Below are 23,833 nucleotides of genomic sequence, written 5' to 3' on the forward strand. Positions count from 1 at the left end.
CGAGCGTCTACGTGATCTACTCACCACCTGAAACCAAGTGGTGTTGCGACGACCCCTGGAACCCAAGGGGCGCTCACCGGGGCCCTGCCGTACCGGCACGGGCGCGCTACACGCCCACCGCTCCCAGCAGCGAACCCACCGCGTAGGTCACGCCCATCGCCAGTGCTCCGCCGCCCACCACCCGCACGACGGCCGGGCGGGCGGGGGCGACGCCCAGGCGGGAGCTCCACCAGCCGGTGAGGGTGAGGGCGGCCAGCACCGACAGGACGGTGACCCAGACGCGGGCGGAGGCCGGGGGCAGGACCATCGCCAGGAGGGGGAGCAGCGCGCCCACGGTGAAGGCGAGGAAACTGGCGCCCGCCGCATGCCAGGGGTTGGTCAGGGCGTCCGGGTCGATGCCCAGCTCCACCCGGGCGTGGGCACGCAGCGCGTCCCGTTCGGTGAGCTGCTCGGCGGCCTCGCGGGCCACGGCACGCGTCAGTCCGCGTGCGGCCAGCAGGTCGGTCAGCTCGTCCAGTTCCGCCGCCGGCTGCTCGCGGAGCTCCCGGCGCTCCAGGGCCAGCGCGGCCTTCTCGGAGTCGCGTTGCGTCGAGACCGAGACGTACTCCCCCACCGCCATGGACAGGGAGCCGGCCAGCAGGCCCGCGAGGCCGGCCGTCAGCAGCGTCGCGCGGTCGGTCGTGGCGCCCGCGACACCGACGACCAGGCCCGCGGTGGACACGATGCCGTCGTTGGCGCCGAGCACCGCGGCACGCAGCCAGTTCAGACGTGTGCCGAACCCGCTGTCGTGCGGTTCGTGCGGGGCCTCGGCCGGGATCGGTTCCGTCACGGAACAGAGCGTCCCACCAGCCTCGCCGCGCCGGTACCAACGGCACGCCTCACGCGGCCGTTTAATGCGTGGCCGTGTCGCACGCGCGTTCCCTAGACTCCCCGCGTGCGGGGACGGCTCCGCCGACGTGCTTCCTTCTCCAACCCTTCAGGTGGATCCACAGCGCGTCCACTCTCCGTCCCCGCTTCTCCGTTTCTTCTCTGCTGGGGGGATCTGCTTGTCCGTTCCCGGGCCCCTGCTGGAGGCCGTGCTGCTCCGGCGGCTGCGCACCGTCTACGTCGACGCCGCCGCGCCCCGCCCCGGCGACCCGTCGACCGCCGAGGGGCTGGCCGCCCTGGAGGCCGAGCTGCTCGACCGGGGCTTCGCGCCCGGCAGACGGCTGCGGGACGCGCTCGCCCGGCTGGGCCCCGCGGGGCTGGCCGAGGCCGGGAAGCGGCTGCTGGTCCTGCTCGACGCGGAGCTGGGCGCCGACCGGACGCACACACCGCTGTTCCGGGGCTTTCCGCACTCCGTCCCGGACGACACGTTCCAGCTGTACGTGGACCGGGTGTTCACCCTGCTGCTCCAGGCGCCCGACCAGCCGTGCGTGCTGTGCGGGACGGTGGGGTCGGTGCGGCCCGTCACGCCCTGCGCGCATCTGGTGTGCCGTGGCTGCTGGGACGGGGGTGACTACTCCGGCTGCCCGCTGTGCCATCGGCGGATCGACGGTGCCGACCCCTTTCTGAAGCCGTCGCCGGTCACGCGGTCACCGGAGGTTCCGGCCCGGCCGCTTCAGCCGCTCGACCTGGGGTCGGCCGGCCCGGCCGCCGACGCCGCGCGGACGCTCGGCGTGCTGCTCGCCCGCCGGACGCCGCTGTCGCCGCAGGACAGGGACGACCTGAAGCTGCTCGTGGGACACGCGCCCGCCGCGCTCGACTGGCTGCCGCGGGACGTTCCCGTACGGGAGTCGAAAGCGCTGGTCCTGGGGCGGCTGCTGCTCGCGCCGCGCACCCGGGACGCCGTGACGGCGCTGCTGCCCGAGCAGCTGACCACGGCGACCGACGTACTGCGGCTGCTGGCCGTGCTGTCGGGCGGGGAAGCGGATCTGCTGGCGCCGCCCCGGTTCCGGACGCCCCGCCGCGGTCTGCGCCGCACACTGCTCCGCGTGCTCGACGGGCTGCCGGTCGACTCGCTCGTGGAGGACCTGCTGCGCCACCCCGTCCTGTGGAAACGCGCGGGCGAGAGCCTTCATCCGTTCGAGTGGCATGCCCGTCACCCCAGGGCGGCGCTGGCGTTCGCGCTGGTCCGGGGCACCGACCTGGACTCCGTGTCGTTCGGGGACGCGCTGCGGGCAACCGCCGCCGAGCACCCGGCGGCCGTGCGGATCGAGGGCACGCGGCTGCGGGCGCGCACCTGGGGCGGCCGGGTCGAGGCGGCGCTGAGCGGCGGCGACCCCGACGGCGCGCTGCTGCCGCTGGCCGAGCGGCCGGGTGAACTGCTGCGGCGACTCGACCAGCTGCTGCGGCTGTACGGGGAGGCGGGGCCGGGCCCCGAGGCCCTGCGGCGGATCGCCCTGCACATTCCGCATGCCGGGGCGGGGCCGCTGCTCGCGGCGTACGGGCGGCTGCGGGCGCGCCATCTGCCCGGACACCGCCGGGTGTTCTTCCCACGCGGCCAGGTGGCCCGGTCGTACGCGGTCGACGACACCCGTCCGCCGCTGCCCGCCGCCGTCACCCGGCGGGTGTGCGGGCTGCTGGAGGCGGAGGCGCTGCGCCGGCTGGTCCCGCAGGACAGGGCGGACCGCTACCGGCTGGCCGTACTGGACACGGGCCTGGCCGGGGTCGCCGTGCCGTCGGCCCAGAGCGGGACGGCGAAGGCGGCGGTCTCGGTGCCGCGCGGCAGCACACTGCCGCTGCCGCCGGGCGAGGTGCTGCGGCTGTTCCTGCACTGGACGCAGCCGCCGCGCACCCGCGTCGACCTGGACCTGTCGGCCGCGCTGTACGGCGCCGACTGGTCGTACCGGGGGCTCTGCGACTACACCCGGCTCGTGTACGGGAAACGGGCTGCCGTCCACTCCGGCGACCTGACCTCCGCGCCCGCGCCGGACGGGGCGACCGAGTACGTGGACCTGGACCTCGCGGCGCTCCGCGAGGCGGGAGTGCGGTTCGTCGTGCCCACCGTCCTCAGCTTCGACGACATCCCGTTCGATCAGCTCCCGGACGTCTTCGCCGGCTTCATGAGCCTGTCCTCCCGCGGCGGGCGCGGCTCCGCCTACGACCCGAGGACCGTGCGCCAGCGGTACGACCTGGCAGGCGAGTCACGCGTACAGGTGCCGCTGCTGGCCGACCTGGAGGAGCGGACGTTCCTGTGGACCGATGTGCACCTGTCGTCCTCCGGCGGCCACCACAGCGTGGGGCGCCACCGGACCGGCCTGGGGCGGATCGGCGAGGACCTGTCCGGGTACTTCGCCTCCGGCCGTACGACACTGTGGGACGTGGCGGTGTGGCATGCCGCCGCCCGCGCGGAGGAGACCGTCGTCGTACGGGACGGTGAACTGCTGCATTACACGCGGCGGCTGGGCGAGACGCTCGGCGGCTTCGCCCGGCGCATCCGCACGGGCGGAGAGCCGGACCTGCTGCGGCAGGCGGACTCCCCGGCGGCGGAGGCCGGGCGGGCCGCTTCGCACAAGCGGGTGCTGCTGGCGCTGGTGGACGGGGACGTGGCCCCGGAGGGGGCGTCGGGGACCGTGTACCGGCTGCTGCCGGGGGCGGTGGACGGCTGCGGCCTGGCCCAGGCGGCGGCCGGGGACCTCGTGGCGGAGCTCGGCTGAGGCGGCGGGCGGCCACCGGGGCCCGGGTGCGCGTCGGCACGGCCTTCGCGACGGGGGCGCCCAACCGGTGTGCGGGGAGCGGCGGGTGCTCCGTTCGCGCTCCGGCCCGTGTCGACGGCGGCTGCGGACGGGGCGCCCGGTTCGGAGAGTGTCGGTGGCGGGCTCTATTCTCGTTGACCATGCTCGACGACCCGACGACAGCAGCAGCGTGGCCGACCGCCTACCCGCAGGGATATGCGGTGGTCGACGTGGAGACCACCGGGCTCTCCTCGCACGACCGGATAGTGTCGGCTGCCGTCTACCGGCTCGACGCGCGGGGCGAGGTCGAGGACCACTGGTACACGCTGGTCAACCCGGAGCGGGATCCCGGCCCGGTGTGGATCCACGGGCTGACGGCGGACATGCTGGCGTCGGCGCCGGTCTTCCCCGACGTGGCGGCGGAGTTCTCCGCGCGGCTCCAGGACCGGGTGCTGGTCGCGCACAACGCGTTCTTCGACTGGTCGATGATCTCCCGCGAGTACGCGCGGGCCGAGCGCACCGCGCCCGTGCGGCAGCGTCTGTGCACCATCGCGCTGGCCCGGGAGCTGCGGCTGCCGCTGCCGAACATGAAGCTGGAGTCGCTGGCCGCGCACTTCGGAGTCGTACAGCGCCAGGCGCACAACGCGCTGGACGACGCGCGCGTGCTGGCGGAGGCGTTCCGGCCGAGCCTGCACACTGCGGCGGAGCAGGGCGTGCGGCTGCCGTTGCTGGAATGCCGGCCGCTCGTCGAGTGGACCTCGCCCGCGCCCGCGTCGCCGTCGGGGGCCACGCCCCGGATCGGCCGTCAGGCGTCGTACGGGTGGCGGCCCTCACGCAAGCGCCCGGCGTGCCCGTACCCCAACCCCGGCCGCTACGAACCGGACGAGCCTCTCAAGCAGGGCATGCGGGTGGCGTTCTCCGGCGACACCTCCGTCGAGCGGGAGCTGCTGGAGGACCGCACGACCGAGGCGGGCCTGCACGTGGCGACCAGCGTGTCCCGGCTTACCAGCCTGCTCGTCACCAACGACCCGGACGCCGGCACGTCCAAGGTGGCCAAGGCAAGGGCCTACGGCACGCCGGTCGTCGACGAGGCCGCCTTCACCCAGCTGCTGCGGGACGTCGCACCGGCAGACCCTCCGGTGCGGCCCGCGAACGGGTGACCGCCGGGCGTGCCCTCCCGGCGCGCGGGCGCCGTGCGGCCCGAGCGGCGACGGCGGCTTCCACCCGGGTGACCCGGCCCCGGCCCTCTGCACCCGGGAACGGCTGGGTGAGGACTTCCTGAGCCGTGCGGCGTTCCAGCCGAAGGACGCGGGTACCACGCGGGCTGCCTGACGGCGCGAAGGCCGCTCTCCCGCTGCCCCACGGCGGGGTCCGAGCCGGGAGAGCGGGGTGCCGAAGGGGCCGTCGGCTACACCGCGGAGCCGACCTTGTCCACGATGCCGGCCTTGCCCTCCGCACGGGCGCAGTGCGCGCCGCAGTACCAGTGCCCGTCCGCCTCGACGCCCTGGCCGATGATCTGTACCCGGCAGTGCTCGCAGATGGGGGCCATGCGGTGGATCGCGCAGGCGAACGAATCGAAGACGTGGCGTGCCCCGTCCCGGGTCTCGACGGTGAAGGCCAGCTCGTAGTCGTTCCCACACACTTCGCAACGTGTCATAGGCCGCATCGTCGGGGGCGGAGGGAACGCTCGCAAGCTGACATCGCCACGCCGGCCTCGGGTTCCCCCTGGTCGGCGTAGCGACGCCGCCGACGGGCAGATCCTCGCTCGCACCCGTGTCCGCCCCTCACCGCGCCGGGCCCCGCCGGGCCGGATCCAGCGGGCCGGAGCGGAGCAGCGATGCCGCATGCCCCCGGTGGGCGCCGGTGTGCGACGACCGGGGGCGGGGGCGGCTCCTCCCGGGGGCGGAGGTACGGTCATGGGGTGTACCGCTTCCTGTTGTCCCGGCAGTGGGTGATCCTCACCCTCGTCGCCCTCGTCCTCATCCCCGTGATGGTCGAGCTGGGCTTCTGGCAGTTCCACCGGCACGAACGCCGGGTCGCCCAGAACGCCCTGATCGAGGACAACCTGACGGTGGAGCCGGTGCCCGTGACCGAACTCACCTCGCCCGGCCACACGGTTCCCCGTGGGGACTACTGGCGGCATGTGACGGCCACCGGCACCTTCGACACCGGGGACGAGGTCGTGGTCCGCCGCCGGACGAACGCGGACGACCGCGTCGGCTTCCACGTGCTGACTCCGCTGGTCCTCGACGACGGGCGGACCGTCCTGGTGAACCGTGGCTGGGTGCCGGCCGGGCCCGACCAGCGGGCGTTCCCGGAGGTCCCGCCCCCGCCGGAGGGGCGGATCACGGTGACCGGGCGGCTGATGGCCGACCAGACCACGCACAGCAGCGGCATCAAGGACCTGCAGGGGCTGCCGCCCCGGCAGGTCATGCTGATCAACAGCGAGCAGCAGGCGGAGCTGCTGGGGCGTACGGTGCTGGGCGGCTACCTGGACATGACGGCGCCCGAGCCGTCGGGCGGGTCACCGGAGCCGGTTCCCGAGCCGGATCACGACTCGATCGGTGCGCACATGGCGTATGCGGTTCAGTGGTGGCTGTTCGCGGCGGGGGTGCCCGTGGGGTGGGTGATCCTGGTCCGGCGGGAGCGGCGGGACCGGGCGGCGGCCGCGGCGGGCGCGGACCGGGTGCCGGAGCCCGTCGACTAGCGACCGCCCTCGGGGCGCATGGCAGGGCTGATTGGGGTTTCGTCGGCGCGGGAACACGCCAAAGCGTGACCCAACGTATCGAGGACTATGCCCTCATCGGGGATCTGCAGACCGCCGCGCTGATCGGCCGGGACGGATCCGTCGACTGGCTCTGTCTTCCCCGCTTCGACTCGGGGGCATGCTTCGCCGCGCTGCTGGGCGACGAGAACAACGGCCACTGGCGGATCGCCCCCTCCGGGGCGCGTACCTGCACCCGGCGCGGCTATATGGGTGACTCCCTGGTCCTGGAGTCCGTGTGGGAGACCCGCACCGGCACGGTCCGGGTCGTGGACTTCATGCCGCAGCGCGACCGCACCCCCGATCTGATGCGGATCGTGGAGGGGCTGAGTGGCCGGGTCGAGATGTCGGCGGTGCTGCGGCTGCGGTTCGACTACGGGTCGATCGTGCCGTGGGTGCGCCGCGCGGACGGTCAACGGGTCGCGGTCGCCGGGCCGGACGCCGTATGGCTGCGGTGTGAGCCACAGGTCAAGACGTGGGGTCAGCAGTACAGCACCTGGTCGTCCTTCACGGTCGGCGCCGGGGAACAGGTGGCGTTCTGCCTCACCTGGCATCCGTCGCACGAGCCGCGCCCGCCGCTGGTCGATCCGCGGGAGGCCCTGGCGCACACCCTGGAGGACTGGAAGTCCTGGGCTTCCCGGTGCGCCTACGAGGGCCCGCACCGGGAGGCGGTGATGCGGTCGCTGATCACGCTGAAGGCCCTCACCTACGCGCCGACGGGCGGCATCGTGGCCGCGCCGACGACGTCCCTGCCGGAGGAGATGGGGGGCGTACGGAACTGGGACTACCGCTTCTGCTGGCTGCGGGACGCCACACTCACCCTGCAGGCCCTGGTGTCGGCCGGGTACGGGGAGGAGGCCGCGGCCTGGCGCGACTGGCTGCTGCGGGCGGTGGCCGGCGACCCGGCTGACCTCCAGATCATGTACGGGCTGGCGGGCGAGCGGCGGCTGCCGGAGCTGGAGGTGCCCTGGCTGCGCGGCTACGGGGGCGCGCGGCCGGTGCGGATCGGGAACGAGGCGGTGAGCCAGCTCCAGCTGGACGTGTACGGGGAGGTGCTGGACGCGCTGCACCTGGCGCGGGAGGCGGGGATGCCGCCGGAGCGGCACGCGTGGGCCCTGCAGCTGAGCCTGCTCGGGTTCCTGGAGTCGACCTGGCGTCAGCCGGACGAGGGGCTGTGGGAGGTGCGCGGAGGGCGGCGGCACTTCGTGCACTCGAAGATCATGGCGTGGGCGGCGGCGGACCGCGCGGTGCGCACCCTGGAGGCCGACCCGGCACTGCCGGGCGATCCGGCCCGCTGGCGGGCGATGCGGGACGAGGTGCACCGGGAGGTGTGCGCACGGGGGTACGACCCGGCGCGCAACACGTTCACACAGTCGTACGGCTCCAGGGAGCTGGACGCGGCCGCGCTGCTGATCCCCCGGGTGGGCTTCCTGCCGCCGGACGACCCCCGGGTGGTGGGCACGGTCGACGCGGTACGGGAAGAACTGGGGGTGGGCGGTCTGGTGCGCCGCTACAGCGTGGACGGGCCGTCGGTGGACGGGCTGCCGGGTGGCGAGGGAACGTTTCTGGCCTGCTCGTTCTGGCTGGTGGACGCGCTGCGGTCGATCGGGCGGCGGGAGGAGGCGCGGGAGCTGTTCGCGCGGCTGCTGCGGCTGCGCAACGACGTGGGGCTGCTGGCGGAGGAGTACGACCCGGCGGCGGGCCGCCAGCTCGGCAACTTCCCGCAGGCGTTCAGCCATGTCGCCCTGGTGGTCGCGGCGGTCGCGCTGGCCGAGGAGGACGCGGCAGGATAGGCACATGGATCTTGGACTGAAGGACCGGGTGTACGTGGTGACGGGCGCCTCGCGGGGGCTCGGCCACGCCTCGGCGAAGGCGCTGGTCGCGGAGGGCGCGAAGGTCGTCGTCTCCTCGCGGGACGCGAAGGCGGCCGAGGACGCGGCGGTCGAACTGGGTCCGCAGGCGGTCGGGGTGGCGGCGGACAACGCGGACCCGACCGCTCCGGACATGCTGATCGCGGCGGCCCGCGCGCACTTCGGCGGCTTCGACGGCGTCCTGGTCAGCGTGGGCGGCCCGGCGCCTGGCTGGGCGGCGGACAACACGGACGAGCAGTGGCGGACGGCGTTCGAGTCGGTGTTCCTCGGCGCGGTGCGGATGGCCAGGGCGGCGGCGGCAGCGCTGCCGGAGGGCGGGGTGATCGGCTTCGTCCTGTCGGGTTCGGTGCACGAGCCGATCCCCGGCCTGACCATCTCCAACGGGCTGCGGCCCGGGCTCGCGGGATTCGCCAAGTCGCTGGCGAACGAGGTGGGGCCGCAGGGCATCCGGGTGGTGGGCCTGCTGCCGGGCCGGATCGACACGGACCGGGTACGGGAGCTGGACACACTGTCCGGCGACCCGGCGGCGGCGCGGGCCGGGTCGGAGGCCCGGATTCCGCTGCGGCGGTACGGGGCGCCGGAGGAGTTCGGCCGTGCGGCGGCGTTCCTGCTGTCACCTGCGGCGTCGTATGTGACAGGGGTCATGGTCCCGGTGGACGGCGGGGCGCGGCACGGGTTCTGACGTTCCGTCCTTGGGGTGGGGCCGTGACGGGGGGCGCCCCGGGGCACTGCCCGTCACGTGACCCGGCCCACCCTGCGGCCGGCCGCCCTGACGTGGACCTCGACCGGCAGCACCGGGAGGCCGGTCGTGGCGCGGGCGTGGTGCAGGACCGTGTCCGTCAGCGCGGTGAGCATGAACGCCGGGTCCGCGTCGGGCTCCACGTACAGGGACACGTACGCCTCCGGCGCCGCCCCGGCCCCGGTCAGCCGGACACGGGCGCGGGCCACGCCGTCGACCGCCTCCGCCTCGGCCTCCAGCGCCGCCTCCAGGGCACGCCCCCTCAGCGTCGCGGCGCCGCCGTCGTGGGTGTCCACCAGTACCTCGGGCGCCCGGGGCCGCCGTAGCTGGGCGGCCAGCCACATCAGGGCCAGCACCACGAGCACGGCGAGCGCGGCCATGACGGCCGGCCACCACCAGGCCCGGTCCTGCCACCGCTCCCGCGTCGCCTCGCTCAGCAGCACCGCGTCCGGCGCCGCGCCCAGTCCGGCCACCAGGACCGCGCCGCCCGCGCCGAGCAGCAGCAGCCCGGCCAGCGCGATCAGCGCGCGGTTGCCGCCGCGCGGCCCGGCCGTCACGCGTGGCCCCCGTCCAGCCGGGTGACCCGCACGGTCACGGTCGGCGGGTGGGTCAGGTCCAGCTCCGCCACGCCCGCCGCGAGCGCCGCGTCCAGGTCGTGCCGTACCTCCTCCAGGTCCCTGAAGTGGGACTGCGCCCGGACCAGCGCCGTACCGCGCCGTACCCGGACCCGTACCGACCAGACACCCGTCACCTCCATGGCCCGCTCGCGCAGGACGAGCGCCACCGCGTCCCGGTGCAGCCCCGCCCTCACCGAGCCGGTCCCGTGCCGCATCGGCAGGACCCCGCGCAGCCCGGGAGTCGCGGCGAGCACCAGCAGCCAGCCGCCGAGCAGTACGGCTACGGCTGCCCCGGCCAGCAGCCACGGGTCGTCCAGCGGGCGGACGGCCAGCTCGTCGGCGAGGGCCCGCCGCCAGCGCATGGCGGGCCGGTCCAGCCGTACGGCCGCGATGTCGTAGAGGAACAGTCCCGCGCCGGCGGCGACGGCCAGCGCGACGAGGGCCGCGGGCACACGACGGGCCGACCAGAAGCGGTGCCGGGGGTGCGGGCCGGGCCCGGCCGTCTGATGCCCGCTCATCCGGTCACCCCGTGGGCGGTCTCGCCGAGCCCGGCGTGGGTCGGGTGCAGCCGTTCCACGTGCACGGCCGCCTCCGGGACGGCGAGCCCGGTGAGGGACTCGATCCGCCGGACGACCTGCCGGCGGACGGCCGCGCACTGGGCTCCGAGGTCGGTGGGGTAAGCGAGTTCCAGCACGACCCGGACCCGGGCGCTGTCCCGGTGGACGACGGCCGAGGCCTGCGGGCGGCGGGCCTGCCCGGGCGCGGGGGCGGTGCGGAGCGCCTCACGGGCGGCCTGGGTGGCGATCCTCGCGACGGCGCGGTCCGTGAGAGTGGTCGCCCCGCGGTCGGCGGGCGGCACCGGGTTGCCCGACGGCACGGCGCTCACCGCCGCCGGTCGTCGCGGTAGCGGTCGCGGCTGCGGAAGAAGTCGCCGGGTTCGAGGTCGCCGTCGAGCAGTCTGCCCGCCACGAACCCGATCGCGCCCAACGCGGCGACCAGCAGAAACGCCCCGAATCCGCCGAAGTAGCCGGCGAAGCCGAGGGCCATCCCGGCCACGAGGCCGAGCGGCGCCATGCTTCCCATCGTGCTGCGCTCCCTTCCGCCCCCGTGGCTGTCGTCACTGGACGCGGGTGTCCGGCGCCTCCTCGTCGTTGTCGTCCTCCGGCAGCTTCACGTCCGTCACGGCGATGTTGGCCTCCACGACCTCCAGACCGGTCATCCGCTCCACGGCCGCGATGACGTTCTCCCGTACGGCCCGGGCCACGTCCGCGATGTGCACGCCGTAGTCGACGACGATCTCCAGGTCGAGAGCCGCCTGCACCTCTCCGACCTCGGCCTTCACCCCGCGGCCCGACCTGCTGCCGCCCGGCACCCGGTCGCGCATCGCGCCGAAGGTGCGGGACAGGCCGCTGCCGAGGTCGTGCACGCCGTCCACATCGCGGGCGGCGAGCGCGGCGATCTTCTCGACGACGCCGTCCGCGATGCTGGTCCGGCCGAGAGAACCCTCCTGGCCGGTGCTCTGTTCGCGTGCTTCCTCGGCGTCGGTCACGGCTTGCCCCTTTTGCGCGGGTTCGGTGTCCGGTGACCACCCTAAGCGCGGGACAACGCGTACGCCCCCGGCCGACGTCCGGCCGGGGGCGTACGGGTCGGGAACGGAGTCAGTCCGCGAGGCCCGCGAGGTCCCGCAGCCGACGCGCCTGGGCGGCGCGCTCCGCGACGCGCTGCTCCTCGTAGGTCCGCTCCGCCGCACCCCTCAGCAGGGCCTTGGTCTCGACGACGGCGTCACGCGGGGCGGCGAGCAGCGCGGCGGCCAGGTCGCGTGCGGCGCCGTCGAGCTCCCCTCCGGGCACGACGAGGTTGGCCAGACCGATGCGCTCGGCCTCGTCCGCGTACACGAAGCGGCCCGTGGCGCAGATCTCCAGCGCACGGGCGTAGCCGACGGCGGTGACGAGCGGCTGCGTGCCCGTCAGATCGGGCACCAGACCCAGGCTGGTCTCACGCATGGCGAACTGGGCGTCCTGGGCGGCGATGCGCAGGTCGCAGGCGAGGGCGAGCTGGAAGCCGGCCCCGATGGCGTGCCCCTGAACGGCGGCGATCGACACGATGTCGTTGCGGCGCCACCAGGTGAACGCCTCCTGGTACTCCGCGATGACGGCGTCCAGCTCGGCGTCATCGCCGCGCGCCAGGTCGAGGAAGGACGGTTCGCCGTCGAAACCCTCGGGGGTGAACGCCTGCCGGTCGAGCCCGGCGGAGAAGGACTTGCCCTCGCCGCGCAGCACGACCACACGCACGCTGCCCGGCAGCATCCGCCCCGCCTCTGCGAGTGCCCGCCACAGAGCGGGCGACTGGGCGTTGCGCTTGTCCGGGTTGGTGAGGGACACCGTGGCGACGGCGTCCTCGACGGTGAGCCTTACACCGTCCTTGTCGAGCAGGTCGAGGGCAGAGTCGAGCGAGGTCATACGGGCCTCCGGGTCCGGTGCAGATCGGTCGGAGGGCAGCGCTGTACGCGCGTGGATACGCGCGCACATGTCGTGCGTCTGCCGCCCCGACCGACAAATTACTGCACAGTAACCATCCGGTCGACCGGTCGGCCGTCAGACCTCCAGGGTCCGACGGCCGCGGCCGACCGGACGGGCACCGCCGGAACCAGTGGGCGCCGTACGAGCCGCGCTCGCCAGGTCAGGCCGAAGTGGCCTTCTTGCCTCGCGTCGCTCCGCCGCGTCCACGCAGCGTGACTCCGGATTCGGTGAGCATCCGGTGGACGAATCCGTAGGACCGGCCGGTCTCCTCGGCCAGGGCCCGGATACTCACACCGGCGTCGTACTTCTTCTTCAGGTCTGCCGCGAGCTTTTCGCGCGCGGCGCCGGTCACCCGGCTGCCCTTCTTCAGAGTCTCGGCCACCCGTGCCTCCTCATGGGAAGTGCGCTCTGGTCTTCTCATGATCACCCCTCCGCGTCCACATGGCCAGCCATTCGACGAGGTCTGTGACACAAGAACACCGAGCCGCGGCACGTCCGGCCCGTCCGTACAGCCGTGAACCGCGTCTGCGCGGGGAAGAAGTGCCAGGTCAGGGGTGATCCGGCAAGACCGGCGCGGCGCGGCCCCGGGAGCGGAGAAACCGCAGGACGCCACGCCGCGATATGAGATCGCCTCACTCAGATGATGGATCACGGCTCCGCCGAATGATCCAGACGGAGACGATCAACGTCTTCCGGGCGGGGTCCGGAGGGTCAGGCGAGGGCCACGAGGTCGGCGTAGTCGGCGCCCCACAGGTCCTCGACTCCGTCCGGGAGCAGGATGATCCGCTCCGGCTGGAGCGCGTCGACGGCACCCTCGTCGTGTGTGACGAGCACGACCGCGCCCTTGTAGGTGCGCAGCGCGCCGAGGATCTCCTCCCGGCTGGCCGGGTCCAGGTTGTTGGTCGGCTCGTCGAGGAGGAGGACGTTGGCGGAGGAGACGACCAGGGTGGCCAGGGCCAGCCGGGTCTTCTCACCGCCGGACAGCACCCCGGCGGGCTTGTCGACGTCGTCGCCGGAGAAGAGGAACGAGCCGAGCACCTTGCGCACCTCGACGAGGTCGAGGTCGGGTGCGGCGGAGCGCATGTTCTCCAGGACGGTGCGGTCCGGGTCGAGAGTCTCGTGCTCCTGCGCGTAGTAGCCGAGCTTGAGGCCGTGGCCCGGGTCGACCTGGCCGGTGTCCGGCTTCTCGACCCCGGCGAGCAGACGCAGCAGGGTCGTCTTGCCGGCGCCGTTGAGCCCGAGGATGACGACGCGGGAGCCCTTGTCGATGGCCAGGTCCACGTCGGTGAAGATCTCCAGCGAGCCGTACGACTTGGACAGGCCCTGGGCCATGAGCGGGGTCTTGCCGCAGGGCGCGGGGTCCGGGAAGCGCAGCTTCGCGACCTTGTCGGACTGGCGGGCCTCCTCCAGGCCGGAGAGGAGCTTCTCGGCGCGGCGGGCCATGTTCTGCGCGGCGACCGTCTTGGTGGCCTTGGCCCGCATCTTGTCGGCCTGCGCGTTGAGGGCGGCGGCCTTCTTCTCGGCGTTCTGCCGCTCGCGCTTGCGGCGCTTCTCGTCGTCCTCGCGCTGGCGCTGGTAGAGCTTCCAGCCCATGTTGTAGACGTCGATCGCGGAGCGGTTGGCGTCCAGGTAGAAGACCTTGTTGACGACCGTCTCGACGAGGTCGACGTCATGGGAGATGACGATGAAGCCGCCCCGGTACGTCTTCAGGTAGTCGCGCAGCCAGGCGATCGAGTCGGCGTCCAGGTGGTTGGTCGGCTCGTCGAGGAGCAGGGTGTCCGCGTCGGAGAAGAGGATGCGGGCCAGCTCGATACGGCGGCGCTGACCGCCGGAGAGGGTGTGCAGCGGCTGGCCCAGCACGCGGTCGGGCAGCCCCAGCGCGGCCGCGATCGTCGAGGCCTCGGCCTCGGCGGCGTACCCGCCCTTGGTGAGGAACTCGGTCTCCTGACGCTCGTACTGCTTGAGCGCCTTCTCGCGGGTGGAGCCCTTGCCGGTCGCGATACGGTCCTCGTTCTGCCGCATCTTGCGGATCAGGACGTCGAGACCGCGGGCGGAGAGGATGCGGTCGCGGGCGAGCACGTCGAGGTCGCCGGTGCGCGGGTCCTGCGGGAGATAGCCGACCTGGCCGGAGCGGGCGATGGTGCCGGCAGCCGGGATGCCCTCGCCCGCGAGGCACTTGGTGAGCGTCGTCTTGCCGGCGCCGTTGCGGCCGACGAGGCCGACGCGGTCACCCCTGGCGATGCGGAAGGACGCGTTCTCGATGAGTACTCGGGCGCCGGCGCGCAGCTCAAGGCCGGTGGCGGTGATCACGGTCAGACTCCAGGGCGGTTCGTACGGCGGAAGGACGGCAGGGTGCGCGGAGCGCTCGGGTGCGGTGGCTGCTGTGGTTCCAGTGCCGTCTAATGCGCGGGGAGAATGGCCATACGGGCCATTCTAACGGTCACGTGCAAGCACTTTTCCGCACCCAACTGCCCTGCCGGGGCCGTGATGTCGGCTGTGACCACGGGACCGGCAGCCAGTGAGATCCGCGTCACATCACAGAGGGTGACTGGCATGGGGCCGGAGATCCGGAGCGGGCGCGGCGAGGACGGCCCGCGGTGCACCTGTCCCGCGGGCGCGGGGCACGATCAGGACCCCGGTGCAGCCGTTCTGATTCCGGCGGAATGGCCGGTACGACACGGAGTGCGGCGCTGTCCTGCACGCGGCCGCGCCGCGCGGACACGGCGTGGTGATGCCGGGCCCGGACGGGGGGCGACGGTTTGTCGGCCCCGGGTCGTGACGGACGCCTGCCGACGGGGGTCTGCGTCATGGCGGACGAGGTCGACGTGCACCACGCGGGAGCCTCGGAGCACGGTCCGTGGACCCTGTCCACGGACCGGTTCCACGGCTCGCGGGGCCGTCTCGCGCGGGACGCCGAGGGTGACCCTCCGGGGCTTCGGCGCCCGCGCCCCGCGGCACTCGCCCGGGTGAGGCGCACCCCGGCGAACCGGGGCCGGGCGGTCAGGCGGCGCCGCCGGTGTGGACCTGGAAGGCCGCGCGGCGCAGCGCCTTGGCGAGGGCCGGGTCCGGATGGGCGGCGGCCAGGGCGACCAGGACCTGGACGGTGCGGGGGTGACCGACCGCGCGGACCTCTTCGAGCAGGGCGGGGACGGTTCCCTGCACGGCGGACTCCAGGTGGCGGACCAGCAGATCGCTCTCACCGTGGTCGGTGACGGCCGCCGCGGTGTCCACCCACAGCCAGGTCGCCTCGTCCCGGGTGAGCACCTCGGGGGCGTCGTCGGGGTCGGCGCCCTCGTGCTCGGCCAGCCAGATCAGGGCGTACGGCCGCAGCGCGGGTTCCCCGGCGACGGCCCGTACCTCGGGCTCGGCGGCGGCGCCGACGGCCCGGAGCGCCTCGAAGGCGAGGCCGCGCAGCAGGGCGTCGTCGCCGCGGGCGACGGCGAGCAGCTCGGTGACGGCACTGCTCACGGGCCGGGCGGCGAGCCAGGCGCGGTACTCGGCGCGGGCCGGTCCCGGGGTGAGCCGGGCACAGCCGCGCAGCATGTCCTCGGCGGACTGCTCGATGTGCCCGGCGGGGCTCTGCGCGGCGACGCAGATCTGCTCGAGCTTGACCCACACCGCCCAGTTGCCGAGCGGCGTGAGGGTGGCGTCCCCGTCGCCCAGCGTCAGCGCACCGACGGCGGCCAGCCCGTCGAGCGCCCACCCGAGCAGCCGGGCCAGCGGGGGCTCGCCACCGGGCATGCCCGGTGCGGCCGGACCGGGCATGCCGCTCGGCGCGGCACCGGGCGCGGTGTCCCCCGAGCCGTACGGGACCTCGCAGCGTTCCTCGCGGAGTTCCGCGACCCGTTGCCGGAGCAGGTCGAGCAGGGCCGGTACGAGGACGGGGCCGGCCGACAGGTGCAGCAGGGAGAGCACCTGGGGGACGGCCTCCACGACCTCCGCGACCTCCGCGGGCTCGGCGTCTCCGGGCACGGGATGGGCCAGCGACCAGGCGTCCAGCAGCGCGACCCAGCCGCGCAGCGCCGCGGAGTCGTCGCTGTCCCAGGCGCGCAGCCGCCAGCCGGGGCGAGCGGTGTCGCCGTGCAGTTCGACCAGCCCGGCCAGCCGGGCCCGGTCCCAGGCGACCCGCACCCGGGCCGGCGTCAGGCCGAGTGCGGCGGCGGCCCGTTCACGCTCGGTGGCGGAGGTGGGTTCGGTGACGCGGCCGCGGTGCTCCGCGGCCCAGTGTGCGACGCGTACGGCGTCCGCGAGGACCCGCCGGGCCTGACGGGCCAGCTCCGCCCGGGGCGGTGTGCCCTCCGGGGGCCGGGGCGCCGGGCGGGTACGCCGGGTGGCGACGGCCCGGCGGGCCGCGGCCAGCGGCCTCGCACGGACGAGACGGAGTCCGGAATTGCGCGCCGGTTGCTCATCAGGCTTTCGAGACGTCACGGGGGCAGTCTTCCCGCTGACGGCCCGAAAGCCCAAACGGAATGAGACGGACGCGGTGACAAAGAGCCAGGGAGGAGGCCTGTGGCGGGCCGGACGGAGGGTACGCGGGCGGGCCGCCGACGCGCTCCGGGCCGGGCACCGGGGCCCGGACACCGGCCGGGGCGGAGGACGAGGGCCGGACCGGGCGGACGTCCGGCGCGGACCGGGCCGCACCGGGTAGCCAGGGCCCGGACACCGGCCGGGGGGACGGCCGCGGGCCGACCGGACGGGTGCGGGGTGCGGGCCGGGCGGCGAATCCGGAACGGCCAGCGGACACGGGCCGGGCCCCGCCGGGCGGCCAGGACCCGGACACCGGCCCGGCAGGAGGGCGGGGCGGACGGGCGCAAGACCGACCCGGGCCACACCGGGCGGGCGGCCCGGTGGCGGCTGAGCGGAGACACGACGTGGGCAGGGCCGCGCCGGAGGCCGGTGTGGGGCCGCTTCAGACCAGGGGGACGAGGAAGCGGCGCAGCGACTCCTCGTAGCGGTCCGGGTCGGCGTTCCACATCGCCGCGTGCGGGGCGCGGCTGACCGGGCGGAGAGTCACCAGGTCGGGGCGGCGGTCCGCCAGGGCGCGGGAGGTGTCCCAGGGCGCGATGTGGTCGTCCGGCCCGTGGTAGATCAGCGCGGGTACGCGCAACGCGTCCGGGTGGGCCGCCTCGGCCAGCAGGTCCGCGTGACGCCCGGTCCTGCCCCGGGCGGCGCGCACGGCCAGGGGCAGGAGCCCGGCGGGCACCCGCCGGGCGGTCGCCAGGGCGCGCACCGTGGCCTCCCAGTCAAGCACCGGCGAGTCGAGGACGAGGCCGCAGACCACGTCGCGGTGTCCGCTGCGGGAGGCCGCGTGCAGGGCCATGGCGGCGCCCGTGGACCAGCCGTACAGGATGACCCTCCGCGCCCCGTGCAGCACGGCGTACCGGAGGGCGGCGTCCAGGTCACGCCACTCCGAGTCCCCGAGGTGGCCCAGGCCGTCCGCCGGGCGGGGCGCGCCCGGGTCGCCGCGGTACGCGACGTCGAGGACCGGCAGCCGGTGGGCGGCCAGGAAGCCGAGCAGGTTCAGCGGGTGCTCGCGGGTGGTGCCGAGGCCGTGGACAGTGATCACCCAGGTGGTTCGGGCGCCCGGCACGTACCAGGCCGGGAGCGGACCCAGCTCGCCGGGCACGTCCACGCTCTGATGGGCCAGGCCGAGCGCGGAGGACGGGGTTCCGGTGTGCAGCCGGGGGGTGAGTCTGACCCGGCAGCCGGCGTCGAGGAGTCCGTGCTGGACCCGCTCCAGTCGGCGTACGACGCTGTCGGGGGCATGCGGCACGTCGTCCAGGACGGGGCCGACGACGGCGTGGAGGCCCGGGGCCTCCAGGCCGTACACGCCGGGCCGCAGGGACGCGAGCGTGCGGCTGAGGGTGACGCGGCCGGGGCCGGTGGCGTGGACGGTGAGCCGGGGCTCGCCGGGAAGGGGGTTGTTGGGGCGCGGTCTGAGCGCGGCGCCCCCGGCGTAGCGGGCGGCGGCGAGGGTGGCCGCGCCAAGGGCCACGACGGTGGTGGCGGCGGTCGTCGCCGCGGTTGCCGGACGCACGGGTTCAGTGTCGGTGCCGGTCGGGGGCGGTGCCAGTGGAGGCGGGTGGGCGGGTGACCCCCGTTCGGCTCCTTCCCGGCCCCGCCCCTCCCGTCTGCGCCGGTGCTCGGCCCCGGCGCGTGGGGGCTCCGCCCGGATCCGTGTCGCGGCTTCGCCGCTCGTCCTCACGCTCCCCCGGAGGCGCTCCCGGACGGGCCTGACTGGCCGTAGCCGCTCAGCTTGCTCGTGGCCTCCGCCAGTTCCCGCTCCGTCAGCAGTGTCGGGGTCCGGCCCGGCGCCGCCGTCGCGGTGAGCCAGAGGCGGGCCATCCACTCCAGTTGGGCCGTGCGGTCGTAGGCCTGGGCCAGGGTCGAGCCGTAGGTGATCGTGCCGTGGTTGCGGAGCAGGCAGCCGGTGCGGCCGCCGGACAGGGCGGCGAGCATGCCGTCGGCCAGTTCCCCGGTGCCGTACAGGGCGTAGGGGGCGACACGGACAGGGCCGCCGAGGGCTCCCGTCATGTAGTGGATGGGCGGCAGCTCGTCGACGAGCGTGGAGACTGCCGTGGCGTGGACGGCGTGGGTGTGCACCACCGCGCCCGCGTCGGTCGCCCGGTACAGCGCCAGGTGCATGGGGAGCTCGCTGGTGGGGGCCAGGGTGCCCAGGACCCGGGTGCCCTCCAGGTCGACGGCCAGCAGATCGGACGGCGTCAGGCGTTCGTAGGGCACTCCGGTGGGGGTGACCAGGACCAGGTCCCCGACCCGTACGGAGACGTTGCCCGAGGTGCCGACCACAAGCCCGTCGGTGACCGTTCTGCGCGCGGTGGCCACGAGGGCGTCCCACGCCTGTTCGAGCGATGCGGAAGTCGGTCCGGTCGTCGGTCTCTCATCGGTCGCCATGGGGCGATCATGCCGTGGGGCGAATCCCTCCGAAAGTGACGAGCGTCTCTTCCTGGCTCATCCTCGCCCCCTCAGCGGACCCCCGAAGCCCGGAAAACCGGGGCTCGCACACAAACGGAAGGCCGTCCCACGGCTTGAGACACCACAGGAACCCCTCCAGTTCACCTTCCGTTCACCCAGGTTGCCTACGTTCGGCGGGCTACTGACGTCGAACGATTGCCTGGGTAAATGGAACACATCACGCTGCTGCTCGCGATTGTGATCGTGACAGCCCTCGTGTTCGATTTCACAAACGGTTTCCACGACACCGCCAACGCGATGGCCACCACCATCTCGACCGGTGCGATGCGACCCAAGGCCGCGGTGGCCATGTCGGCCGTTCTCAACCTGGTGGGCGCGTTCCTGTCCGTGGAGGTCGCCAAGACGATCTCCAAGGGACTTGTCGACGAGACCGGGATCCAGCCTGAAGTCATCCTCGCCGCACTCGTCGGCGCCATCCTCTGGAACCTCGTGACCTGGCTGGTCGGTCTGCCGTCCAGCTCGTCCCACGCCCTCATGGGCGGTCTGGTCGGCGCCACCGTCGCCTCGATCGGCTTCAGCGGCGTCAACGGCGGCGTCGTCCTCACCAAGGTGCTGATCCCGGCCGTCGCCGCCCCGGTGGTCGCCGGCCTGGCCGCGATGTTCGCCACCCGCTTCACCTACAAGGTGGACAAGCAGGTCGACGCCGAGACCGGCCGCAAGGGCTACAAGGCCGGCCAGATCGCCTCGGCGGGCCTGGTCTCCCTCGCCCACGGCACCAACGACGCTCAGAAGACCATGGGCATCATCACCCTCGCCCTGGTCACCGGCGGCGTCCTCGCGCCGGGCTCCAACCCCCCGCTCTGGGTCATCGTCTCGGCCGGTCTGGCCATCGCGCTCGGCACCTACCTGGGCGGCTGGCGCATCATCCGCACCATGGGCAAGGGGCTCACCGACCTCCAGCCGCAGCAGGGCTTCTCCGCCCAGACCGGTGCGGCGACCGTCATCCTCGCCTCCTCCCACCTGGGCTTCTCGCTCTCCACCACGCACGTCTGCTCCGGCGCCGTGATGGGCGCGGGCCTGGGCCGCAAGGGCGGCGTGGTCCGCTGGTCCACCGCCACCCGGATGTTCGTCGCGTGGGGCCTGACCCTGCCGGCCGCCGGACTGGTCGCCGCGCTGGCCGAGCTGGTCGCCCGTCAGGGCGACTGGGGCGTCACCGTCGTGGCCCTGTTCCTCGTCGCATCCTGCGCCGGCATCTGGCTCTTCTCCCGCCGCCAGGTCATCGACCACACCAACGTCAACGACGCGGACGGCGACGACCGGCCCCAGGGTTCCGAGGCCAACGCCACCGAGCCCGCCGGTGTCGTCACCACCGCCATCGCCGCCGTCAGCCCGCCGCCCGCCGGCGAGATCGTCGACGCGGACAGCGCCCTCAAGACCACCATTCCGGCACCGGCCACGGCGTCCTCGTCGGCTTCCGACGCGGCGCCCACGGCCACGGTGTAACGAAAGATCGGCAACGGAAACGCTATGAAAATCGACTGGGCAGCCCTCGGCTCCGTCTTCGGCGTGGGCCTCGTCGTCACCGTCGGGCTCGTCGCCCTGTTCAGCCTGGGCCTCGTCGGCCTCTCGAAGCAGAAGCAGCAGGCCGCCGCCGCACAGGGCGGCGCCGCCGCACTGGCGCGCACCGGCGCGTACGCCTGCTTCGCGCTGTGCGCCGCCGCCATCGCCTGGGGCATCTATCTGATCGTGGCCTGACGGCCGGATCGCTTCTCCCTGCGGTCGGCCGCCGTACCCCTTCGGGTGCGGCGGCCGACCGCTGTTCTGTGGGGCTGGGCACACTGTCCCGTCGCAGGTCACAGGTGAGTTGACGGGCCTTCGCGGAGCGTGGTGGACTTCCCGGGCCAGCTACCGCGGCAGAAGAGGAAGCCGGTGAGAATCCGGCGCGGTCCCGCCACTGTCACCGGCCCCGCGCGTCACGCGCGGCCGGGAGCCAGGAACTCTCACCGCCGGTTTCCGTCGAGCCAGGGCGCGGACCCTGAGTGAGGACATGTCGCCATGACCGGCACCCTTCCACCAGCGCAGAGACCCTCCTCCCCCAGCCCTCAGCGAGGCGTACCGGGCTGCTGAGCTGATGCGCGCTGATCGAGAACACCGCGTTTTTGCGTACGGCGCCGCTGCCGGGCTGCTTGCCGACCTGCTGCTCGGGGATCCCCGCCGGGGCCACCCCGTCGCCGCCTTCGGGCGCGCCGCGGGGGCCGTGGAGCGGGCGCTGTGGAACGACCACCGCGGCTGGGGGGCGCTCCACACTGCCGTGTGCGCCGGGGGCGCCGCCGCAGGGGCCGCGTTCGCCGCGCGCGCCGTGCGGCACCGGGAACCGGCTGCCGTCGCGCTGACCGCCGCCGCCGTCTGGGCCGTCGTCGGCGGTACGACCCTGGGACGCGAGGCCCGTGCCGTCGGCGGCGCTCTGGAGGCCGGAGACCTGGACGTGGCCCGGGAACGGCTGCCACATCTGTGCGGGCGCGACCCGCAGTCCCTGGACGGGCCCGCCATGGCGCGGGCGGTCGTGGAGTCCGTCGCGGAGAACACGTCCGACGCCGTGGTGGGCGCCCTGGTGTGGGGTGCGGTGGCCGGGGTTCCGGGACTCGTGGCCTTCCGGGCGGTCAACACCCTGGACGCCATGGTCGGCCACCGGTCGCCTCGCTACCGCCGCTTCGGCTGGGCGTCGGCGCGGCTCGACGACCTGGCGGGCTGGCCGGGCGCCCGGCTGACCGCCGCTCTGGCGGTTGTCTGCGGCGGTGACCGGCGTGGTTCCGTACGGGCGTGGCGGGACGACGCGCACCGGCACCCGAGCCCGAACGCGGGGCGGGTGGAGGCGGCGTTCGCGGGGGCCTTGGGCGTACGGCTCGGGGGCAGCCTCTCGTACGGGGGGCGGGTCGAGCACCGGCCGGTCCTGAACGGAGAGGGGCGGGACGCAGGGGTGGCCGACATCGAACGTGCGGTGCGGCTGTCGCGCCGGGTGAGCGGTCTGGCGCTCGCGGTGTGCGTCGGCGGGCGGCTCGCGTACGGGGCCTTCAGGGCCGGGAAGCGGAGGGCTTCATGAGGGGTGGGGGGCTGCTCGTCGCCGGGACGACCTCCGACGCGGGCAAGAGCGTCGTGACGGCCGGCATCTGCCGCTGGCTGGTCCGGCAGGGCGTGAAGGTCGCGCCCTTCAAGGGGCAGAACATGTCCCTCAACTCGTACGTGACGCGCGAGGGCGCCGAGATCGGGCGGGCCCAGGCCATGCAGGCCCAGGCCGCCCGGCTGGAGCCGAGCGCGCTGATGAACCCGGTGCTGCTGAAGCCCGGGAGCGACCGGTCCAGCCAGGTCGTGCTGATGGGCAGACCGGTCGGTGAGCTGAGCGCGCGCGGCTACCACGGGGGCCGGCAGCAGGCGCTGCTCGGCACGGTCGTGGAGTGCCTGGAGGAGCTGCGGGCCACGCACGACGCGGTGATCTGCGAGGGCGCCGGAAGCCCCGCCGAGATCAACCTGCGGCGGAACGACATCGTGAACATGGGCATCGCGCGCGCCGCCCGCTTCCCGGTGCTCGTGGTCGGGGACATCGACCGCGGCGGGGTCTTCGCGCAGTTCTTCGGCACGACGGCACTGCTGGCGGCGGAGGACCAGGAGCTGGTCGCGGGGTACCTCGTCAACAAGTTCCGGGGCGACGTGACGCTGCTGGAGCCCGGGCTCGACATGCTGTACGGCCTGACGGGCCGTCGGACCTTCGGGGTGCTGCCGTACGCCCACGGGCTCGGCATCGACGAGGAGGACGGGCTGAGGGTGTCCCTGCGGGGCGCGGTACGGGAGTCGGTCGTGGCCCCGCCGGTGGGTGAGGACGTGCTGCGGGTCGCGGTGTGCGCGGTGCCGCTGATGTCGAACTTCACCGACGTGGACGCGCTGGCGGCCGAGCCCGGTGTGGTCGTGCGGTTCGTGGACCGGCCGGAGGAGCTGGCCGACGCGGACCTGGTGGTCGTGCCGGGCACACGCGGCACGGTGAGGGCTCTGGCCTGGCTGCGGGAGCGGGGGCTGGCGGAGGCGCTGGTGCGGCGGGCTGCCGAGGGGCGGCCGGTGCTGGGGATCTGCGGCGGGTTCCAGGCGCTGGGCGAGCGGATCGAGGACGAGGTCGAGTCCCGGGCCGGTGAGGTCGACGGGCTGGGGCTGCTGCCGGTGGCGGTGCGGTTCGCGGTGGAGAAGACCTTGACGCGGCCGGCGGGTGAGGCACTGGGCGAGCGCGTGGACGGGTACGAGATCCACCATGGCGTCGCGGATGTACGGGGCGGGGAGCCGTTCCTGGACGGGTGCCGGGTCGGCGCGGTGTGGGGCACGCACTGGCACGGGTCGCTGGAGAGCGACGGGTTCCGGCGGGCGTTCCTGCGGGAGGTCGCCCGTGCCGCCGGGCGGCGGTTCGTACCCGCGCCCGGCACTTCCTTCGCCGCCCTGCGGGAGGAGCAGCTGGACCGGCTGGGCGACCTGATCGAGCAGCACGCGGACACGGACGCGCTGTGGAAGCTCATCGAGTCGGGCCGGCCGGGCGGATTGCCCTTCGTCCCGCCGGGGGCGCCGTGAACGGCTCCGCTTCCCGCTCCGCGGGCGCGGGGACCGCACCCGGACCCCGCCCGCCGGCGGACATTCGGCGGGACCGCCCCCGCGTGTGCGGGGAACGCCGCGCCACCGGGTTCCGCCCCGGCTCCGCAG

At 74.3% G+C, this 23,833-nt stretch carries 22 protein-coding genes and 1 riboswitch; of the genes, 9 read left to right on the forward strand and 13 right to left on the reverse strand.

Annotation, left to right across the window (positions count from 1 at the left end; translation table 11 throughout):
* Positions 1-106: 106 nt before the first annotated feature.
* Positions 107-829: a VIT family protein gene (locus I3F58_RS08275; protein ID WP_240107616.1), complete on the reverse strand. Its 723-nt coding sequence runs from the start codon at positions 827-829 to the stop codon at positions 107-109.
* A gap of 217 nt (positions 830-1,046) precedes the next feature.
* On the opposite strand from I3F58_RS08275, the gene I3F58_RS08280 reads away from it, so the two are divergent.
* Positions 1,047-3,638, forward strand: coding sequence for an MXAN_6230/SCO0854 family RING domain-containing protein (locus I3F58_RS08280; RefSeq protein ID WP_240107617.1), 2,592 nt, complete (start codon positions 1,047-1,049; stop codon positions 3,636-3,638).
* A 173-nt stretch (positions 3,639-3,811) separates the two neighbouring features.
* Positions 3,812-4,816, forward strand: a complete 1,005-nt coding sequence (locus tag I3F58_RS08285; protein ID WP_240107618.1) for a DEDDh family exonuclease — start codon at positions 3,812-3,814, stop codon at positions 4,814-4,816.
* Between the two features lie 248 nt (positions 4,817-5,064).
* Here I3F58_RS08285 and I3F58_RS08290 read toward each other — a convergent pair whose 3' ends face one another.
* Positions 5,065-5,313, reverse strand: a complete 249-nt coding sequence (locus I3F58_RS08290) for a hypothetical protein (RefSeq protein WP_240107619.1) — start codon at positions 5,311-5,313, stop codon at positions 5,065-5,067.
* A gap of 264 nt (positions 5,314-5,577) precedes the next feature.
* Between I3F58_RS08290 and I3F58_RS08295 the strand changes: the two genes are divergently transcribed.
* The 3 genes from I3F58_RS08295 to I3F58_RS08305 all read left to right on the forward strand — a co-directional run bounded on the left by I3F58_RS08295 (position 5,578) and on the right by I3F58_RS08305 (position 8,973).
* Positions 5,578-6,363 carry an SURF1 family protein gene (locus I3F58_RS08295; RefSeq protein ID WP_240107620.1) on the forward strand — a complete coding sequence of 262 codons (786 nt, stop codon included), beginning with the start codon at positions 5,578-5,580 and terminating at the stop codon, positions 6,361-6,363.
* A gap of 65 nt (positions 6,364-6,428) precedes the next feature.
* Positions 6,429-8,213 (forward strand): glycoside hydrolase family 15 protein, encoded by a 1,785-nt coding sequence (locus tag I3F58_RS08300; RefSeq protein WP_240107621.1) that lies wholly within the window; start codon positions 6,429-6,431, stop codon positions 8,211-8,213.
* Positions 8,214-8,217: 4 nt separating this feature from the next.
* On the forward strand, positions 8,218-8,973 hold the full coding sequence (locus tag I3F58_RS08305) for an SDR family oxidoreductase (protein WP_240107622.1): 756 nt from the start codon (positions 8,218-8,220) through the stop codon (positions 8,971-8,973).
* Between the two features lie 53 nt (positions 8,974-9,026).
* On the opposite strand, the gene amaP is transcribed toward I3F58_RS08305, so the two are convergent.
* The 11 genes from amaP to I3F58_RS08360 form a co-directional block, all read right to left on the reverse strand.
* Positions 9,027-9,587: an alkaline shock response membrane anchor protein AmaP gene (gene amaP / locus I3F58_RS08310; protein WP_240107623.1), complete on the reverse strand. Its 561-nt coding sequence runs from the start codon at positions 9,585-9,587 to the stop codon at positions 9,027-9,029.
* Positions 9,584-10,165: a DUF6286 domain-containing protein gene (locus tag I3F58_RS08315; protein ID WP_240107624.1), complete on the reverse strand. Its 582-nt coding sequence runs from the start codon at positions 10,163-10,165 to the stop codon at positions 9,584-9,586. The genes amaP and I3F58_RS08315 overlap by 4 nt, the downstream gene beginning before the upstream one ends.
* Positions 10,162-10,524 (reverse strand): alkaline shock response membrane anchor protein AmaP, encoded by a 363-nt coding sequence (locus I3F58_RS08320; protein WP_240107712.1) that lies wholly within the window; start codon positions 10,522-10,524, stop codon positions 10,162-10,164. The genes I3F58_RS08315 and I3F58_RS08320 overlap by 4 nt, the downstream gene beginning before the upstream one ends.
* Positions 10,525-10,529: 5 nt before the next feature.
* Complete coding sequence (locus I3F58_RS08325) at positions 10,530-10,730, reverse strand: hypothetical protein (RefSeq protein WP_240107625.1); 201 nt, start codon at positions 10,728-10,730, stop codon at positions 10,530-10,532.
* A gap of 34 nt (positions 10,731-10,764) precedes the next feature.
* Positions 10,765-11,196, reverse strand: coding sequence for an Asp23/Gls24 family envelope stress response protein (locus tag I3F58_RS08330; RefSeq protein WP_240107626.1), 432 nt, complete (start codon positions 11,194-11,196; stop codon positions 10,765-10,767).
* Between the two features lie 109 nt (positions 11,197-11,305).
* Positions 11,306-12,106, reverse strand: coding sequence for an enoyl-CoA hydratase/isomerase family protein (locus I3F58_RS08335; RefSeq protein ID WP_240107627.1), 801 nt, complete (start codon positions 12,104-12,106; stop codon positions 11,306-11,308).
* Between the two features lie 220 nt (positions 12,107-12,326).
* Positions 12,327-12,548, reverse strand: coding sequence for a helix-turn-helix domain-containing protein (locus I3F58_RS08340; protein ID WP_240107628.1), 222 nt, complete (start codon positions 12,546-12,548; stop codon positions 12,327-12,329).
* Between the two features lie 329 nt (positions 12,549-12,877).
* The gene (locus I3F58_RS08345) at positions 12,878-14,476 is read right to left on the reverse strand and encodes an ABC-F family ATP-binding cassette domain-containing protein (protein ID WP_240107629.1); all 1,599 of its coding nucleotides are present in this window, start codon (positions 14,474-14,476) and stop codon (positions 12,878-12,880) included.
* Between the two features lie 690 nt (positions 14,477-15,166).
* On the reverse strand, positions 15,167-16,594 hold the full coding sequence (locus tag I3F58_RS08350) for a hypothetical protein (protein WP_374207925.1): 1,428 nt from the start codon (positions 16,592-16,594) through the stop codon (positions 15,167-15,169).
* A 481-nt stretch (positions 16,595-17,075) separates the two neighbouring features.
* Positions 17,076-18,203 carry an alpha/beta fold hydrolase gene (locus tag I3F58_RS08355; protein ID WP_240107630.1) on the reverse strand — a complete coding sequence of 376 codons (1,128 nt, stop codon included), beginning with the start codon at positions 18,201-18,203 and terminating at the stop codon, positions 17,076-17,078.
* Positions 18,204-18,367: 164 nt separating this feature from the next.
* Entirely contained in the window at positions 18,368-19,078 is a 711-nt protein-coding gene (locus I3F58_RS08360; protein WP_240107631.1) for a class II aldolase/adducin family protein, read from the reverse strand.
* A 228-nt stretch (positions 19,079-19,306) separates the two neighbouring features.
* On the opposite strand from I3F58_RS08360, the gene I3F58_RS08365 reads away from it, so the two are divergent.
* From I3F58_RS08365 to I3F58_RS08380, 4 genes are all read left to right on the forward strand, one after another.
* Positions 19,307-20,602, forward strand: a complete 1,296-nt coding sequence (locus I3F58_RS08365) for an inorganic phosphate transporter (RefSeq protein ID WP_240107632.1) — start codon at positions 19,307-19,309, stop codon at positions 20,600-20,602.
* A gap of 24 nt (positions 20,603-20,626) precedes the next feature.
* Positions 20,627-20,854, forward strand: coding sequence for a hypothetical protein (locus I3F58_RS08370; RefSeq protein WP_240107633.1), 228 nt, complete (start codon positions 20,627-20,629; stop codon positions 20,852-20,854).
* Between the two features lie 162 nt (positions 20,855-21,016).
* Positions 21,017-21,099: riboswitch (cobalamin riboswitch) on the forward strand.
* 131 nt (positions 21,100-21,230) lie between these two features.
* A complete protein-coding gene (locus I3F58_RS08375; protein ID WP_240107634.1) occupies positions 21,231-22,199 on the forward strand; it encodes a cobalamin biosynthesis protein in 969 nt (322 codons plus the stop codon).
* Positions 22,196-23,704 (forward strand): cobyric acid synthase, encoded by a 1,509-nt coding sequence (locus I3F58_RS08380; RefSeq protein WP_240107635.1) that lies wholly within the window; start codon positions 22,196-22,198, stop codon positions 23,702-23,704. Before I3F58_RS08375 ends, I3F58_RS08380 begins: the two co-directional genes overlap by 4 nt.
* Positions 23,705-23,833 lie beyond the last annotated feature (129 nt).

Source organism: Streptomyces sp. MUM 203J, assembly GCF_022414595.1.
Taxonomy (GTDB): Bacteria; Actinomycetota; Actinomycetes; order Streptomycetales; family Streptomycetaceae; genus Streptomyces.